General features: G+C 40.6%; 20 protein-coding genes and 1 tRNA gene. 19 read left to right on the forward strand and 2 right to left on the reverse strand.

Annotated elements, in window-relative coordinates; translation table 11 throughout:
- Window positions 1–216: 216 nt before the first annotated feature.
- From rpsF to alr, 14 genes are all read left to right on the forward strand, one after another.
- Window positions 217–558 carry a 30S ribosomal protein S6 gene (gene rpsF, locus P4S61_RS11070; protein ID WP_145236974.1) on the forward strand — a complete coding sequence of 114 codons (342 nt, stop codon included), beginning with the start codon at window positions 217–219 and terminating at the stop codon, window positions 556–558.
- A 54-nt stretch (window positions 559–612) separates the two neighbouring features.
- Window positions 613–930, forward strand: coding sequence for a primosomal replication protein N (gene priB, locus P4S61_RS11075; RefSeq protein ID WP_182731625.1), 318 nt, complete (start codon window positions 613–615; stop codon window positions 928–930).
- Window positions 931–942: 12 nt separating this feature from the next.
- Window positions 943–1170 carry a 30S ribosomal protein S18 gene (gene rpsR / locus P4S61_RS11080; protein WP_002962753.1) on the forward strand — a complete coding sequence of 76 codons (228 nt, stop codon included), beginning with the start codon at window positions 943–945 and terminating at the stop codon, window positions 1168–1170.
- Between the two features lie 36 nt (window positions 1171–1206).
- Window positions 1207–1659: a 50S ribosomal protein L9 gene (gene rplI, locus P4S61_RS11085; protein ID WP_145236982.1), complete on the forward strand. Its 453-nt coding sequence runs from the start codon at window positions 1207–1209 to the stop codon at window positions 1657–1659.
- 277 nt (window positions 1660–1936) lie between these two features.
- The gene (locus P4S61_RS11090; RefSeq protein WP_337118274.1) at window positions 1937–2374 is read left to right on the forward strand and encodes a type IV pilin protein; all 438 of its coding nucleotides are present in this window, start codon (window positions 1937–1939) and stop codon (window positions 2372–2374) included.
- Between the two features lie 2 nt (window positions 2375–2376).
- Window positions 2377–2826, forward strand: a complete 450-nt coding sequence (locus P4S61_RS11095) for a GspH/FimT family pseudopilin (RefSeq protein ID WP_182731624.1) — start codon at window positions 2377–2379, stop codon at window positions 2824–2826.
- Window positions 2826–3239, forward strand: coding sequence for a type IV pilus modification PilV family protein (locus P4S61_RS11100; RefSeq protein ID WP_145236995.1), 414 nt, complete (start codon window positions 2826–2828; stop codon window positions 3237–3239). Before P4S61_RS11095 ends, P4S61_RS11100 begins: the two co-directional genes overlap by 1 nt.
- Window positions 3239–3763: a PilW family protein gene (locus P4S61_RS11105; protein ID WP_182819570.1), complete on the forward strand. Its 525-nt coding sequence runs from the start codon at window positions 3239–3241 to the stop codon at window positions 3761–3763. The genes P4S61_RS11100 and P4S61_RS11105 overlap by 1 nt, the downstream gene beginning before the upstream one ends.
- Window positions 3763–5595, forward strand: coding sequence for a pilus assembly PilX family protein (locus P4S61_RS11110; RefSeq protein WP_182731621.1), 1833 nt, complete (start codon window positions 3763–3765; stop codon window positions 5593–5595). The genes P4S61_RS11105 and P4S61_RS11110 overlap by 1 nt, the downstream gene beginning before the upstream one ends.
- 191 nt (window positions 5596–5786) lie before the next feature.
- Window positions 5787–6338 carry an RNA polymerase sigma factor gene (locus P4S61_RS11115; RefSeq protein WP_182758759.1) on the forward strand — a complete coding sequence of 184 codons (552 nt, stop codon included), beginning with the start codon at window positions 5787–5789 and terminating at the stop codon, window positions 6336–6338.
- Window positions 6325–6807 (forward strand): hypothetical protein, encoded by a 483-nt coding sequence (locus tag P4S61_RS11120; protein WP_337118275.1) that lies wholly within the window; start codon window positions 6325–6327, stop codon window positions 6805–6807. The genes P4S61_RS11115 and P4S61_RS11120 overlap by 14 nt, the downstream gene beginning before the upstream one ends.
- 11 nt (window positions 6808–6818) lie before the next feature.
- Entirely contained in the window at window positions 6819–7763 is a 945-nt protein-coding gene (locus tag P4S61_RS11125; protein ID WP_145237012.1) for a DUF4097 family beta strand repeat-containing protein, read from the forward strand.
- 100 nt (window positions 7764–7863) lie between these two features.
- A complete protein-coding gene (dnaB, locus tag P4S61_RS11130) occupies window positions 7864–9243 on the forward strand; it encodes a replicative DNA helicase (RefSeq protein WP_145237015.1) in 1380 nt (459 codons plus the stop codon).
- Window positions 9243–10322, forward strand: a complete 1080-nt coding sequence (gene alr / locus P4S61_RS11135; protein WP_145237018.1) for an alanine racemase — start codon at window positions 9243–9245, stop codon at window positions 10320–10322. Before dnaB ends, alr begins: the two co-directional genes overlap by 1 nt.
- A gap of 9 nt (window positions 10323–10331) precedes the next feature.
- On the opposite strand, the gene P4S61_RS11140 is transcribed toward alr, so the two are convergent.
- Window positions 10332–10571 carry a DUF2960 domain-containing protein gene (locus P4S61_RS11140; RefSeq protein WP_145237021.1) on the reverse strand — a complete coding sequence of 80 codons (240 nt, stop codon included), beginning with the start codon at window positions 10569–10571 and terminating at the stop codon, window positions 10332–10334.
- A 131-nt stretch (window positions 10572–10702) separates the two neighbouring features.
- On the opposite strand from P4S61_RS11140, the gene P4S61_RS11145 reads away from it, so the two are divergent.
- From P4S61_RS11145 to P4S61_RS11155, 3 genes are read left to right on the forward strand one after another with little or no spacing between them, the layout of a single operon-like run.
- On the forward strand, window positions 10703–10954 hold the full coding sequence (locus P4S61_RS11145) for a hypothetical protein (RefSeq protein WP_337118276.1): 252 nt from the start codon (window positions 10703–10705) through the stop codon (window positions 10952–10954).
- Between the two features lie 25 nt (window positions 10955–10979).
- Entirely contained in the window at window positions 10980–11603 is a 624-nt protein-coding gene (gene pnuC, locus P4S61_RS11150) for a nicotinamide riboside transporter PnuC (protein WP_145237027.1), read from the forward strand.
- 8 nt (window positions 11604–11611) lie between these two features.
- Entirely contained in the window at window positions 11612–12418 is an 807-nt protein-coding gene (locus tag P4S61_RS11155; RefSeq protein ID WP_337118277.1) for a phosphotransferase, read from the forward strand.
- Here P4S61_RS11155 and P4S61_RS11160 read toward each other — a convergent pair.
- On the reverse strand, window positions 12415–12597 hold the full coding sequence (locus P4S61_RS11160) for a helix-turn-helix domain-containing protein (protein ID WP_337118278.1): 183 nt from the start codon (window positions 12595–12597) through the stop codon (window positions 12415–12417). The genes P4S61_RS11155 and P4S61_RS11160 overlap by 4 nt on opposite strands.
- 256 nt (window positions 12598–12853) lie before the next feature.
- Here P4S61_RS11160 and P4S61_RS11165 point away from each other — a divergent pair.
- A tRNA-Arg gene (locus P4S61_RS11165) sits at window positions 12854–12928 on the forward strand.
- Window positions 12929–13281: 353 nt separating this feature from the next.
- On the forward strand, window positions 13282–15387 hold the full coding sequence (locus tag P4S61_RS11170; RefSeq protein WP_337118279.1) for an ATP-binding protein: 2106 nt from the start codon (window positions 13282–13284) through the stop codon (window positions 15385–15387).

The following is a 15387-nucleotide window of genomic DNA, read 5'->3' on the forward strand; positions in this document are numbered from 1 at the left end:
TAAAATTTGAAACCATGCTTGACTTAATAAGCATGGTTTTTCTTTTTGAGCGGATAGCTGATTTTTCAACTTACCACTTAAAGCTAAAAACCTACTTGCTTAATTTTCCGACTAAGCGTAAAATGCGCGCTCATTTCGGCCTATTTAATATTAATTCCTTGCCTTAAACCGACCGGCTGAAACGGTAGAAGGCTCTATTAACCGTAAGGAATATCCATGCGTCATTACGAAATCGTATTCATGGTTCACCCAGATCAGAGTGAGCAAGTTTCTGGTATGATCGAACGTTATACTGGTTCTATCACTGAAGCTGGTGGTGTTATCCACCGTCTTGAAGACTGGGGCCGCCGTCAACTGGCATACCCAATCAACAAGCTTCATAAAGCTCATTATGTTCTTATGAACGTTGAAGCACCTACTGAAGTAATCAGCGAGCTAGAAACTACTTTCCGCTACAACGATGCAGTGCTTCGTAACTTAGTTATGCGTACTAAAGACGCTGTAACTGAAGCATCTCCTCTTGTAAGAGAAGAGAAGAAAGAAGCACCAGCTGCTTAATTGTTTTGAGTCCAAGCATGGCACTTGATCAGCGATAATTTTAAGGTAAACCATATGGTCAGTCCTTTTATGAATCAGCTGGTTATTTCTGGGGTTGTTTGTAAAACACCTAAGTTTAGCCAAAGCCCTGCTGGTATCCCGCATTGTATTTTTGTTGTAGAACACAAATCAATGCAAATTGAAGCAGATCTTAACCGTAATAGTTATGTACGGCTTCAAGTGGTTGCTAGTGGTAAGCAAATGCAACAACAGACTCAACATTTGCACGTTGGGCAGGCATTGCAAGTGAGCGGTTTTTTAAATCGTCACGAAGGTCGTAACGGCCTTAGCCAATTGGTTTTGCATGCTCAGCATATAGAAAGAATTATTTGAGGAATTTATCTCATGGCACGTTATTTCAGACGTCGTAAGTTCTGCCGCTTTAAAGCGGAAGGCGTACAACAAATCGATTATAAAGATCTAGCTACTCTTAGAAACTATGTTACAGAAAGTGGCAAAATCGTACCTAGCCGTATTACAGGTACTAGCGCTAAATACCAGCGCCAGCTAGCAACTGCTATCAAGCGTGCTCGCTACTTAGCCCTTCTTCCATACACTGACTTACATAAGTAAGCAGCGGATTAACACGTTTTTAAAAGGTGTAGAAACATGCAAGTTATTCTACTAGATAAGATCGCTAACCTAGGTGGCCTAGGTGACCAGGTTGTAGTTAAATCTGGCTTCGCACGTAACTTCCTTTTCCCACAAGGTAAGGCAGTTCCTGCAACTAAAGCTAACGTTGAAACTTTTGACGCACGTCGTGCTGAGCTTGAAGCGAAAATCGCTGACCAGCTTGTTGCTGCACAAGCACGCGCTGATAAGCTTGAAGCATTAGCTGAAGTTACATTAGTATCTAAAGCCGGTGACGAAGGTAAGTTATTCGGTTCTATCGGTACTCGCGACATCGCTGACGCTATCTCAGCTGTTGGTGTTGAAGTTGCTAAGTCAGAAGTTCGTTTACCTCTAGGTACTATCCGTGAGACTGGCGAATTTGACGTATCAATCGCAGTTCATTCAGAAGTAACGGCTACTATCAAAGTAATCGTAATCGCTGAAGCTTAATTTCTAATTAAGCGAAAAAAGCCGTGCTGAAAAGCACGGCTTTTTTGTTTATTATTCTCACACATATCACTAGCTAGCATATCATTTCCCACATAAATATTGATTAAAGTCCCTTTTTTAGGTTTTTTATCTGGTATAGTTTGATTTAAAATAAAAACTAATTATTTATACCTATTAAAATGTAGCTGCATTGTAATTAGGTTACAGATTATTGACAGTGACAGCGTTGTCACTGTATATTGTTTGTGCACTGGGCATAGTGTTAAGGATGTTTAAATTGAAAGAGCAGATGATAAAAAATGCGAAGCTTTCTTCTGGTTTCACATTAATCGAGTTATTAATAGTCGTTGCCATTCTAGGCATATTATACAGTGTAGCTATGCCTTCATATATTGAGAATATGGAGCGTAGTCGCCGTGCCGATATTCAACAAGTAATGTTGCAACATGGTGCAGTATTAGAGCGTATTTATTCGCGTAATGGTGGTTATCCAAATGCTTTTGATACGGCAAAAAATACAGATTTTTATACTTTTACTTATACAGCGCTAAACCGCGTTAGTGGCGCTGCAACTGATGCTAATTTTAAAAGTCTTGCTTTTACATTAACTGCAACCCCAAAAATCGGTTCTGCCCAAGCAGGAGATCGCTGTGGTGCATTAGTGATTAAGCATGATGGCACACAATCAGCTGATGCTAATAGTTGCTGGGAGTAACAATGACTAGAACAGCCGGTTTTACATTAGTGGAGTTGATGATTGTGGTTGGGATCGTTGCGATTATGGCGGTATTAGCGTTTCCTTCTTTTAGCCAGCAAATCATGCAAGATCGGGTTGTTACCACCGCAAATCAGCTCAATAGTGTGTATAAATATGCGCGCAGTGAAGCGGTAAAACGTAATCGTGAGATTAAGCTAGTGGTAAGTGGTGATAAATGGCAGGTAACAGCAGCTGTTGATGGTGTTGATACAGTATTAAAAGAATTCGTCATCCAACATCATGGTGTAACAGTTGGTTTAGTTGATCGTACCGTGTGGTCAAGTGGCGAAATCTCTGCGGCGAGCGAGATTTTAATTAAAGATGACAATGATAAAACGGTAGATTATTACTTGTGCATTTTAAAAAGCGGCCAAAATTGGTTAGCTGAAAAATCAGTGGCATGTGCATAATGATTAAACAAAGTGGCTTTTCATTATTAGAAGTGATGCTGTCAGTTGTTATCGCCGGTATTGCTTTATTAGGGTTGGCAGCAGCTCAGCTCAAATCGCTACAATATGCCACTAACAGTTTTAATTACACTGTATCGCTGGTGCAAGGGCAAAATACTTTAGAGCGTATTTGGCCTCGCTTGTGTGAGTTACAAACGACAAATCCAGCTTTATTCACGGATGCTAACTTTCGTGCCTCTTTAGACCCGCAAATCGATGATTATCAGCTGAGCTTACCTGCGGCGTATGCGCATGATATGCAAATCACAGTTTCATGGGCTGATGAGCGGATCAAGCAACAAGACCCTGCTCAATTAGAAAATCAAATTACCTTAAATGCTAGTTACCCTGAGCTACCAGTTGGGTGTATTTGATGATGGCAATTTATCGTCCGCGAGGTTATACCCTTGTAGAACTGATGGTGGCTCTAGCCGCTGGTTCATTCCTACTAGCTGGAGTTAGCCTTTCATACTCAGCTATTAAAGGCACTATTTCAGTTAGTAAAGAGCTTGAAAATGCGCAAGAAGTAATACGTTACACAAGTAAGGTTTTTACGCGTAGCATTAAACAAACACCAAGCGCACCATTGGTTGCAGCAGATGGCTCGGCAATTACTGTTACTCAGCCAGCTGGGGTTATCACCTGTAATGGCAGTGTATCAACAGCTGATATAAATGAAGTTTATAGCTTAGTAGGCAATAATTTAATGTGTACATTAGGAGCAGCTCCAGCAGAGCGGTTATTGACGGGAGTCGCCCGGTTGAGTTTTGCAATTGATAATAACATTGTCACTATTAATGTTGGCCCAGAGAACTTACCTGCGCAATTTGAAGACACTATTGCCATTGATATTGCGGTTTCTAATGTTATTTTAAACAATGCTTTTGGTGGTGTGTAATGGCTAAAAAACAAAGTGGTTTTACGCTTGTAACAGTACTTATCCTCACCAGTATGGCGAGTATTGTGGTACTTAATTCATTGCGTGAAAATATTATTCAAGAGCGTATGAGTGGCAATTTTCAAAAGAAAATAAATAGCCGTTTACTCGCTGAAAAAGGTGTTTTCGAAGAAGCTAAGTTATTACAGCAAGCTTTTTCAGATGATAAAACCTTAGATATCGATGGCTTGATCGCAGCGACAGGCACAGCATCAGGCCGCGGTTTGATTGGTGAAGATGCAACTTATAATGCCAGTATTAGTAAAAATGCTGCTGGAGAGCTAGAAATCATCAGCTTGGGTGAGCGTTATGGTGGTGATGCACAAAGTAATTTAGTCGCACGGTTTGGATTTACGCCAGGTAAAGGAGGCTCTGTTTTTGAGAACGCAATTGTGGGCTGTGAAGGGGTGTCACTCAGTGCCAGTGGTCGAATTGATAGCTATGACTCAAGTAAAGGGGATTACGATCCTGACAAGGCTGAGGCTGGCGCTGTCATAGGCACGGTTTATAAAGATAAGGATGTTACATTATCAGGTGCTTCAACTATTTGGGGGAGTGTTCATGCGACTGGCAGTATTACTTTTTCCGGCTCATCTCCAATCACAGGCACATTGCGTGCAAATAACCATATTACAATTGATTCGAATTTTACAGTATCGACTGATCCTGTTTTACCCGATGGTTTTCCACTTGATACAGCTGTAGGCGGAGATGTTTTATCGGCGGGAGGAGTTACCTGGAAGCAAGGAAAAATATTAGGCGTAGTTAGAGCAAATAAAGATCTTAACTTCCCTAATAACAGTGCGAGTACTGTGCTAGAAAATAGAAATAATGACGGCTTAGACGTTTTATATGGCGGCAAATTAAACGCAAAAGATTTAGCACCACACCTTGAACAAGGTGGTATTCCTTACTCAGATCCACGTTATAATGTATCACCAAATGTTGAGTTGGTACCTTTTCAAGATCCTGATAATTTTACAGCAGGGCAAACACAGTGCGATTCAATAAATATAACAACGGTTGTTGATGGTCTGGTTGATCCTAGCGCCGAAAATATTATTGTGAAACACGGTAGTTCAACACTAGTCTCTGATAAGCCAGAAACACGTGTTATCTACGAGTTAACGCCTGAGATAGCTCAGTCTAAGATTGAAAATCAAGGTGATTATGTATGGGAAAAGTGGTTAGGCGCACGTCCTGCGACACTTAATTATACGTTAAACACAATTGAGAACGTTGTTGATGTAAAAGTATTAAAAGCAGGTAACTTCTCATTAAATAATGGCATTTTAAAAGTCGCGGGTGGTGATGTAACCTTGATAGTAAATGGTCACTTCATGATGGAAGGCGCTTCAGAGATCCATATAGCACAAGGCAGCAGCTTAAGCCTTTATGTCAACGGTAAAGTAAAATTGAAAGCGTCTCCAGGGTCGATCACAATGAAGCATGGGTTAACCAAAACTGGTAAACCGGTATTCAGTATTTATTCCAGCAATGAACAAGCCAATGGTATTGATATTGATGCTGATGCTAATTTGTATGCAGCCATCTATGCGCCAAAGACTGATGTTAAAGTCGTCGCTAATGGTGGTTTCAGTGGCTCAATTCGGGGCAAAACGGTTTCAGCGTCTGGCAAAGGTGGTATTCACCATGATTCAAATCTAGCAAATATAAGTAGTGGTGGGGGCAGCGCGTCTGACGGCAAATTAGTTTTCCTTGGCTGGTCATATAAAGTACCGGAAAAAACCACTGAAGGGCCCGAAGAAGATCCCCCAGAAGCAACGTTATAAAACCACTTGATAAAACGGCTAGCTGATAAGTTAGCCGTTTTTTGTTAAAAATAATTTCATGTCATTTAAACCTTTTCACTTACATCTCACGTCTAACTATTCAAGAAACTTAAAATTCTGAAAGATCGTATTTCCTGAGTGCTTAGGTATACTCATTTCATAATAATAATCATAAAGGGACAACATCAACGATGTTGATAGATGCAAAACATGCTTTTACACAGCTAAGCGAAGATGCACTTATTAACCGTGTAAAAAGCGGTGATCAAAATGCTTATGCTGCACTTTATGAATTACATGTAAAGCGGGTTTATGGATTGTGCTTACGGTTACTCGCAGATCGCGAACATGCCGAAGATGCAACTCAAGAAGTATTTGTGCAGCTGTGGCATAAAATCGCTAGCTTTGAAGGACAGTCACAGTTTTCAACTTGGCTGCACAGTGTCACCAGTAATATTGCGATTAGCTATTTACGTAAACATAAGAATTGGTTGCAAAAAGTAGTGAGCTTCGAGCAAAGCGGTATGGATGAACAAAGCGCAACAGATTGCCAAGGTCTAAATGGACTCGACAAGTTAGTATTACGACTACCTGAGCGAGCTCGTATGGTATTTGTGCTGCACGCCATTGAAGGTTATCGCCATGAAGAGATTGCCACTATGTTAGGAATGGCAGTGGGTTCTAGTAAGTCGCAATTTCATCGCGCCCGTCAGTTATTAAAAGAGTGGTATGAAAATGAGTAAGCCTAATTTTGAAACATTTTTAGCTGAGTCAATCAATAACACTGAGTCAGAGATCTCACCACAAAAAGATTTATGGCCAGGTATCGAAAAAGCATTAACGCATGCTCCTCAGGCGCAAGGTAAAGCTGCGCTGTGGCCTAAATTAGCGGGTGTGGCAGCATGCTCAGTGGCGGCTTTATTAACCGTGCAGTTGCTGTTTTCCGGCTCTGAGCCTGCGACAAGTGTGGTGATGAGTGACTATTTTACCCAGCAAAAACAAACCTTGTTGGTGCAATATCAAAATCAGCCTGCATTGACAGATAACTGGCAACAGCAATTAACAGTATTAGAGGACGCTGAGCGGGCAATAAAGCAAGCCCTCGACAATGAGCCTGAGAATCCAGCGTTATTAAAAATGCTCGCACAGGTTTATCAGCAGCAATTAGATCTAATCAATAAGGTGCATGCACCGAAGTGGCAACAAATTTAGGAGTATCAACCATGAAAACATTACTATTAGCACTAACTTTATTGCCGTTTTTCGCCTCTGCTGGTGAGAAAATCAATGAACAAATTGAGGTGCCCGCTAATAAGCGTATTTTTATAGATAACCAACGCGGTGATGTACGTATTGAGGGCTGGGATAAATCACAATTACAGATCACCGGTGAGCTTGATGATAAAGCACAAGGGTATCGTTTAGAAGTGGCAGGAGATCGTATCGAATTTATCGTTAAAATGCCGCGTAACAATAATAACGGTTGGAATAGTGGCGATGGTTCTCAATTAGTTATTTATATGCCAAATAGCAGCGAACTTGAATTTACCGGTGTTAACGCCACTATCAGTGCTAAAAATTTGATCGCCGGGGCTGATATTGATGTCGTTAATGGTGATATTAACTTACAAAACATCAGTGGCAATATTAGTGTGGATACCGTTAATGGTGATGTCAGTGCGATAGGCTTAAAAGGTGATATACGCTATGAAACCGTAAACGGCGAAATTAATGACAAAGACTCACAAGGCACGCTGCGCTTTACTGCTGTCAATGGTGATATTAAATCCAAAACAGCAGCTCAAGAAGTTCGCTTAGAGAATGTTAATGGCGATATCGACTTTGCTTTTCAGGCATTAAAAAGCTTACGTATTAGCACGGTAAATGGTGAGAGTGAAATACATATTAATGAGTTACTAAAAGGTGCGCAAATTACTTATGAATCTGTTAGTGGCGATGCCGATTTTTACTTCCCGACGGATGTTTCTGCGCGGTTTGAAATTGAAGCGCATGCCAATGGTAAAATTATTAATGAGTTGAGTGACGATAAAGTTAAAAAAGCGAAATATGGGCCATCAAGTGAATTGGAGTTTGCGGTTAATGGTGGTGATGCTGATATTGAAATAGACACTATCAGTGGGCGCATAGAATTACGTAAGCAAAAGTAATCTCCCATAGCAAAGTAGGAAAAGAAATCCTGCTTTGCTCTTTGCACAACGTAGCCAAGTAGATAGAATAGAGGCCATTCATTGTTAGTATTGCGAAGTTATGGCTAAACCAGATAAACAAGTCGACACTCTTAAAGTTCCTCCTCATTCCATTGAAGCAGAGCAATCTGTTTTAGGTGGCTTAATGCTTGATAATCAAGCCTTTGACCGTGTTGCCGAGTTGGTAGTTTCGCAAGATTTCTATACACGTACCCATAAGCTTATTTTTGAAGCCATGGTCGAGCTTGCTGAAATAGGCGATCCAATCGATTTGATCACCATATCAGAGAGCTTAGAGAAAAAGAATTTACTCAGTGGTATCGGTGGTTTTGCTTATTTAGCTGAAATTGCTAAAAATACGCCAAGTGCGGCGAACATCGACGCCTATGCGAATATCGTACGCGAACGTGCTGTGGTACGTGAAATGATTGGCGTTGCCAATGAAATAGCCGAAGCAGGTTTCAATCCGGAAGGGCGCACCAGCCACGATTTACTCGACTTTGCAGAGAGTAAAGTGTTTAAAATTGCTGAGCAGCGGACAAAAAGTAACGATGGTCCGCAAAGTATTCACAGCATCTTAGAAAAAACAGTCGATAAAATCGAAGAGTTGTATCAGTCGCCACAAGATGGTGTGACGGGGGTAAGTACCGGTTATGCCGATCTAGATAAAATGACCACTGGTTTGCAGCCATCAGATTTAATCATTGTGGCCGCCCGTCCGTCGATGGGTAAAACCACATTTGCGATGAACTTAGCTGAACATGCCGCAATGACACAAGATAAGCCTGTGCTTATTTACTCATTAGAAATGCCCTCGGAGCAGATTATGATGAGGATGTTGGCATCCCTTGGTCGAATTAATCAGACCAAAGTGCGCACCGGTCAATTGGATGATGACGATTGGGCGCGTCTTTCATCAACCATGGGGCTACTGATGGAAAAAGGAAAGATGTATGTTGATGATGCATCAGGTCTAACTCCAACAGATGTTCGCTCACGTGCGCGTCGTATTGCTCGTGATCACGGTGGGATAAGTATGATCATGGTCGATTACTTGCAGCTAATGCGCGTTCCCAGCCTCTCTGATAACCGTACTTTAGAAATTGCTGAAATCTCACGGTCACTTAAATCATTAGCAAAAGAACTCCAATGCCCAGTCGTAGCACTGTCGCAGCTAAACCGTACTCTAGAGCAGCGTGCCGATAAACGCCCAATTAACTCCGACTTACGTGAATCAGGCTCTATCGAGCAGGATGCCGATTTAATCATGTTTATCTACCGCGACGAAGTATATAACGAAGACAGTACTGAGAAAGGGATTGCTGAAATTATCATAGGTAAACAACGTAATGGTCCAATTGGTAAAGTACGTTTAACTTTCCAAGGTCAGTTCTCGCGTTTTGATAATTACGCCGGACCTGCTGTAGACGACGATTACTGATGCGTTTAGCTATTGCCGAAATTAACTTACAAGCACTTGCTCATAATTTAGCGCAAGTGCGACAGTTTGCGCCTAATAGTAAAGTTATGGCGGTATTAAAAGCCAATGCTTATGGCCATGGTTTAGTGAAAATAGCGCAGCACCTTAATGATGCTGACGCATTTGCAGTGGCACGAATAGATGAAGCTCTAGCACTGCGGGCGGGTGGGCTGACCAAGCCTATTGTGTTGCTGGAAGGTTTTTTCCATCAAGATGATTTGCCGATTTTATTAGCCAATAACTTTCAAACCATTATCCATGATGAAAATCAGCTCAGGGCACTTGAAAATGCAAAGCTCGATGAACCAATCAGTTGCTGGTTAAAAATCAATACCGGTATGCATCGTTTAGGGATTGCACCAACGCAGTTGAATGATTTTTATCAGCGCTTGCAAGCGACGAATAACGCTAAAGATACAATCAATTTAATGACGCACTTTTCCAGTGCCGATGATGTTAATGATCCCAAAACAGCTGAGCAAATTGCTTTGTTTGATTCATTAGTGCAAGGCAAACAACAAGCACATTGTTTAGCAAATTCGGCTGGTATTATAGCTTGGCCTGCAGGTCATGGCGACTGGGTGCGTCCAGGCTTGATGATGTATGGTGTATCACCAATGCTTAACACTTCTGGCAAAGACCATCAGCTGAAGCCAGTGATGCGCTTAACCACTAAGGTCATTGCAATTCGCGATGTTGATGCCGCGCAAGGTGTTGGTTATGGTGGCTGTTGGCAAAGTGCTCAGCCGACTAAGCTTGCAGTGGTGGCCATGGGCTATGGTGATGGTTATCCGCGTCATGCTAGACATGGCACACCTGTAGTGATTGCTGGCAAACGTTATGGTATTGCTGGCAACATCTCTATGGATATGATCAGTGTTGATATTGGTGCAAATGCTGATGGCATCAAAGTCGGCGATGAGGTGGTAATGTGGGGCCCAGAATTACCCGTTGAAGAAATCGCCCAATGTGCCACGACAATCCCTTACGAGTTAGTCTGTAATATTACCCCACGGGTAAGCTATGAATATTTAGAGTAATGCTAAGCGTTACTCTTTGATAAAATACACATCGCTAAAACCCATGCGAGCAAACTCTTCATCACGAAAATTACGCACTGCCGCTGAGCCTTTTGAAGTCATAGCAATTTGCTGTTCCATCTTTAAATAATTTGTTAAATCAATCCCTTCAGCCGCAGCAATAGCCTGATACATATCGCGGTATTTATCTTTTGCAAAATTAATTTCGCGAGGCTGATTTTTAAATTTGTACGTAATGCGTCGTGCCATGAGTCACTCATAAAATAATTTAATTGCGTTAATTTTACACCTTCTTCGACATCCGCTCTACCTTTGAATGACTTGTAGCTTAGCTCAAGTTACAATAACGGTCATATTTTTAAATAAACCAAGGAATTGTCATGAAATTATCTGTAGAGATCAGTAAGTACCCACTTCATCAAGATTATATCCCATTTATTAAGGGGTTTATTGATCGCTTAAATGAATATGACGATTTAAAAGTAATAACAAATACCTTGTCGACGCAAATTTTTGGGGATTACGATTTAGTAATGTCAGTGCTTAGTAAAGAGATAAAACGTTCATACGAAGAGTTTGGCAAAGCTATTTTTGTTTGTAAATTCCTCAATGGTGATCTCTCTCCCCAATAGCAGCTAAAGCCTTAGTGGATCAATTATGGAATTTATTACAGAAACTCTCGCAGGGTTTACTGCAATGTCGCACTGGGAATATATCGCAGTGGCGCTCTCTATGGCATATTTGCTATTAGCAATAAAAGAAAATCTGTGGTGTTGGCCTGCGGCATTTTTTAGCACCCTTATTTATACCATAATGTATTGGAATGGTGCTTTATTAATGGAATCGCTATTGCATTTTTACTATATGTATATGGCGGTTTATGGGTGGGTAATATGGCGAAAAGGCGACGCTAATAAACATCAATTAGTGATTACCTCATGGTGCTTGCATCAACACTTATTCATTATTATTGCGACTTCGATTGTGGCATTAATATTTGGTTATGTGATGAACAATCACACCCATGCAGACTTTGCTTATTTAGATAGTTTTACAACCTGTTTTGCTGTTGTTACAACGTATTTAGTTGCGAAAAAAGTACTGGAAAATTGGCTGTATTGGATTGTTATTGATGCGGCTTCGATGTATTTGTATTACGAGAAAGGCTACTACCCAACATTAGCGCTGTTTATTTTCTACACCATAATGGCAGCATGGGGGTTTAAAACCTGGTATGAAGAGTATGAGCAAAATCAAGCTAAGCCTTTGGCGCAATTATAAGAAGCAGTATGACAGGTAAAGAAATTAGCGGCATTTTTGCCGCTTTTGATCCACAACTAAAGGTATTGAGCAATGAGCGGCTATTTAGCGGTTTAAGTAACGATAACTTTTTAGTGCGTACTGCACAGCAGGCTTTTTTATTAAAGTGCTATCGCGAGCATTGGCCAGCGCAAGGCTTGGCAGCACAAACTGTATTTGCGCAGCAGCAGGTATGCCCCAAACCACTGTGGACTGATGAAGTTAACAAGCTGGCGATTTTTGAATACCTAGAGGGGGATTTTGCACAAGGGGATTACACTTTAGAGTTGTTGCAAAAGTTGATTGCTTTTCATTGCCATGATGTTGTTACTGAGGCGATGGATATAAAGTATGAGCTGGATTTTTATAAACAAACTCGCTTATATCAGCAATATCAAGCAAGCGTTGAGGATGCATTAAAGCAAATCGCGTTATTACCCCGTGATGAAGGGTTTTGCCATAATGATTTAGTAAAAGAAAATATTATTGTGAATAGCCAAGGCATGTTTTTAATTGATTTTGAGTACGCTAAAAGTAATGACGTATACTTCGATTTAGCAGCACTAACTGTTAGCTTTGCGTTGAATGATAAGCAAAAAAATAGCTTACTTTCAAACTACCAACAGCAATTGCCTGCTATTCAAAAATTTCACTATTCACTGCAAAAGCTTGAATGCTATCAGTTGGTGTTTTTAGTGTTGTGTATTTGTTGGTATAGCGCACGCTCAGTCGATAATAAAGTGACTGAGTTGCGTACGCAGTTGGATTGTTTGATTAGCTCAATGGAGCATCGTTAAAGACCACCAAAACGCGCCGCAAGTTCTTTGTATTTTGCAACTTCATCTGCATCAAATAGTGGTTCGCCGTTTTCATCAACAGATTTCGATATTAATAAACTTTCCTGGGCAAGACGCTTTACACGTTCAACTTTAACCCCTAAAAACTCCGCTACTTGCTCGGTTGACATTAAACTCATAGATACTTCCTCATGTTAAACCTTTTACAAGCGCCTTAAAAAGTCGTTAAACGGGCATTTATATGTTGCAAAATGGTTAGTGATTTTTATTAAGTATAATTTAATAGCTGTTTTTTGCTTGCTTGTGAAGTAATTTATTATAATTTGCTTAATTATTAAGCATCTAAGCGATAGAAGCTAGCATTTAATTGCATATGCCTTTATTATTGCTCGGCCTAAGCACTGATATCGCGAGTTGGTGTGGTGGCACAAATGTGCTCTCGTGGTGAAATGGATATCACGTGGCCCTCCGGAGGCTGAGTTGTAGGTTCGATCCCTACCGAGAGCGCCATTTGCAATAATGCCCAGCCTTTCATCAAAGGCCATCAATAATAACTCTCTATCTTACTCCACTGTGTTTGCCCTCAATCACACTATTTTAGTACTCATGATGTAAATAAACCCCTACTAATATTTTGAATTAAATAAATTGCACAAGTGGTAAAACTGACAACTGGACTATACTCATAATTCATTATCTTAGGGAATTGTATTATGTACTACAGCTCGCCTCCATTAAAAATGGGGGGATTACAGTTTCATGTCCTTTTGCATACTAAGTAAGTCGAGCACAGTTGTTATTTGGCAATGCCTGTGAGTGTTGTGTTAAATGAGCTCTTTAGCAAAGGGTACCCTGGAGATTGAATGAATATTAAAACCCGTATTCTGGTGTTTGTCATTTTGTTTGAGATATTGGCTTATTCAACCCTACAGTTATTCAACACGCTAATTTACAAAGAATCTTTGGATGAATTTAAGCAAAATGAAATTCAGGCTGTGTTTAATGGCACTATTTCCCGTATCAATCATCTTACAGAACAAATGCAAGGTCATGCGATCGATCTGGCTCTAAGTGGTGAGCAGTTATACTTTCTGCGTCATCAAAAATCTACTCCCATGGCTGATATCAAGGAACTGGCTCAGCGCACGTTACAAAACAAGTTTACTAGTTTTGAGCAAGCTATGGGCGGAGGGCTTTGGTATCAACCGCAGGTACTGGATGAGCAGTATCGTTATTTTGGCCCATATGTATATAAAGAAAATAAACAGCTGCAATTTACGTGGGATCTCAATACACCACACTACGATTATTTTTCTCAGGATTGGTACCAGCTTGCTGTACAGCAAGGGTGGGGATTAAACCAATCAAGCTATCGTCCTATATTTTGGACTAACCCTTATTACGATGATGCAGGCTCATTCTCGTTGATGATGACCATAGATGCGGTGATGCTTGACGATAACCGCAGTCCGATTGGTATGGCGACGCTCGACTGGTCTTTAGCTGAGTTAAGTGAGTTTTTAGTCAGCATTAAAGTGACCGAAAATGCACAATCATTTTTATTTCACCGGGATTCTGAGTTAATTATTGGCTTTACAGACAAGCCTCAAACGGTACAGCAGTTGACCGATGACTTTCCTTGGGCGGCAACATTAGTAGCTCAAAGTCGGTTAAGTAAGGTCAATAGCTTTGGGTTTGAGCAGCTAGCAATTGAAGATAAGTATATTTTTTATCAGCTTAGTGAGAGCGGTTTTATCTTTGGCTCATTAGTTCCTAAAAATGATTTAAGTAAACAAGTTGATAAAGTGTCTTCTTGGGCTTTAATCACAGGCAGTGGCATAGGGCTCGGCTTTATTATACTGATGATTTTTATCCTCAAAGCTTTGTTTAGCCCTTTTGATCAGGTATTAAATATCATAAAAAGCTCTATTCGTTATGGTAGTAATAAGCAAGTTAATCTACTGCCAGTTGAGTATGCTAAACGCAATGAGTTTACCCCAATTATTACTGCTTTAAATGATGTGTACTTACAAGTAAAAAGCTACGTCAGTGAGATTGAAGATGCGAATACCAAGTTGATGTCTTCACAGCAACAAGTAAAACAGTTAAATGCGGTACTTGAGCGTAAAGTGGCTCTGCGTACTGCTGAGCTTGAGACTAAGACCAAAGAAGCAACATTATCGCTGGAACAGCTAAAACGTACTCAGCAACAGTTAATTGAAAATGAAAAGCATGCGTCGTTAGGACGATTAGTTGCTGGAGTTGCTCATCAAATAAATACCCCATTGGGCATTTGCGTCACGGCTGCATCAGTACTGGAAAGCACCTCGAAAACTATTCATGGCAAAGCGGCTGCGGGTAATATGTCGAGAGAGGAGTTTAATCAGGCCTATGATCATATAATACAAAGCACAGAGTTATTGAGCGTTAATCTCCACAGAGCTACAAATCTAATCAATAACTTTAAACAAGTTGCGGTAGACAACGATACACAGGAAAATCGCTGGTTTAACTTAGGTGAGTATATCGATAATATTCTGCTGTCAATCCACTCACGTGTTGACCAAACCCCTCATAAAATTAAATGCCAATACCAGCAAGAAATTCGTTTTTTTGCCTCACCAAGTGCATTCTCGCAAATTTTAGGGCAGCTAGTGGAAAATGCCTTAGTTTACGCTTTTGATGATTCAACGCCTGGGGAGGTGAACATTACAGTGAGTAAACATGATGAACAACTTCAGCTGATAATCAGCGATAATGGTAAAGGCATGCCAGAAGATGTCCGCAAGCAAGTATTTGACCCGTTCTTTTCTACGAATAACGCACAACTGAGCTTAGGTTTGGGGTTGCACATTGTTTATAATTTAGTAATACATAAACTAGCCGGTACGATAGAGTGCCAGAGTCAATTAGGTACTGGCACTACTTTTATCATTACTATACCAATCAATGTAATTGAACAACCGTGA

Origin of the sequence: Pseudoalteromonas sp. B160 (genome assembly GCF_037162485.1) — a bacterium.
Taxonomy (GTDB): Bacteria; Pseudomonadota; Gammaproteobacteria; order Enterobacterales; family Alteromonadaceae; genus Pseudoalteromonas; species Pseudoalteromonas rhizosphaerae.

Coding starts and splice junctions, on each gene's coding strand:
- rpsF (WP_145236974.1), top strand. CDS start 217: ATGCGTCATTACGAAATCGTATTCATGGTTCACCCAGATCAGAGTGAG.
- priB (WP_182731625.1), top strand. CDS start 613: ATGGTCAGTCCTTTTATGAATCAGCTGGTTATTTCTGGGGTTGTTTGT.
- rpsR (WP_002962753.1), top strand. CDS start 943: ATGGCACGTTATTTCAGACGTCGTAAGTTCTGCCGCTTTAAAGCGGAA.
- rplI (WP_145236982.1), top strand. CDS start 1,207: ATGCAAGTTATTCTACTAGATAAGATCGCTAACCTAGGTGGCCTAGGT.
- P4S61_RS11095 (WP_182731624.1), top strand. CDS start 2,377: ATGACTAGAACAGCCGGTTTTACATTAGTGGAGTTGATGATTGTGGTT.
- P4S61_RS11100 (WP_145236995.1), top strand. CDS start 2,826: ATGATTAAACAAAGTGGCTTTTCATTATTAGAAGTGATGCTGTCAGTT.
- P4S61_RS11105 (WP_182819570.1), top strand. CDS start 3,239: ATGATGGCAATTTATCGTCCGCGAGGTTATACCCTTGTAGAACTGATG.
- P4S61_RS11110 (WP_182731621.1), top strand. CDS start 3,763: ATGGCTAAAAAACAAAGTGGTTTTACGCTTGTAACAGTACTTATCCTC.
- P4S61_RS11115 (WP_182758759.1), top strand. CDS start 5,787: ATGTTGATAGATGCAAAACATGCTTTTACACAGCTAAGCGAAGATGCA.
- P4S61_RS11120 (WP_337118275.1), top strand. CDS start 6,325: ATGAAAATGAGTAAGCCTAATTTTGAAACATTTTTAGCTGAGTCAATC.
- P4S61_RS11125 (WP_145237012.1), top strand. CDS start 6,819: ATGAAAACATTACTATTAGCACTAACTTTATTGCCGTTTTTCGCCTCT.
- dnaB (WP_145237015.1), top strand. CDS start 7,864: ATGGCTAAACCAGATAAACAAGTCGACACTCTTAAAGTTCCTCCTCAT.
- alr (WP_145237018.1), top strand. CDS start 9,243: ATGCGTTTAGCTATTGCCGAAATTAACTTACAAGCACTTGCTCATAAT.
- P4S61_RS11140 (WP_145237021.1), bottom strand. CDS start 10,571: ATGGCACGACGCATTACGTACAAATTTAAAAATCAGCCTCGCGAAATT.
- P4S61_RS11145 (WP_337118276.1), top strand. CDS start 10,703: ATGAAATTATCTGTAGAGATCAGTAAGTACCCACTTCATCAAGATTAT.
- pnuC (WP_145237027.1), top strand. CDS start 10,980: ATGGAATTTATTACAGAAACTCTCGCAGGGTTTACTGCAATGTCGCAC.
- P4S61_RS11155 (WP_337118277.1), top strand. CDS start 11,612: ATGACAGGTAAAGAAATTAGCGGCATTTTTGCCGCTTTTGATCCACAA.
- P4S61_RS11160 (WP_337118278.1), bottom strand. CDS start 12,597: ATGAGTTTAATGTCAACCGAGCAAGTAGCGGAGTTTTTAGGGGTTAAA.
- P4S61_RS11170 (WP_337118279.1), top strand. CDS start 13,282: ATGAATATTAAAACCCGTATTCTGGTGTTTGTCATTTTGTTTGAGATA.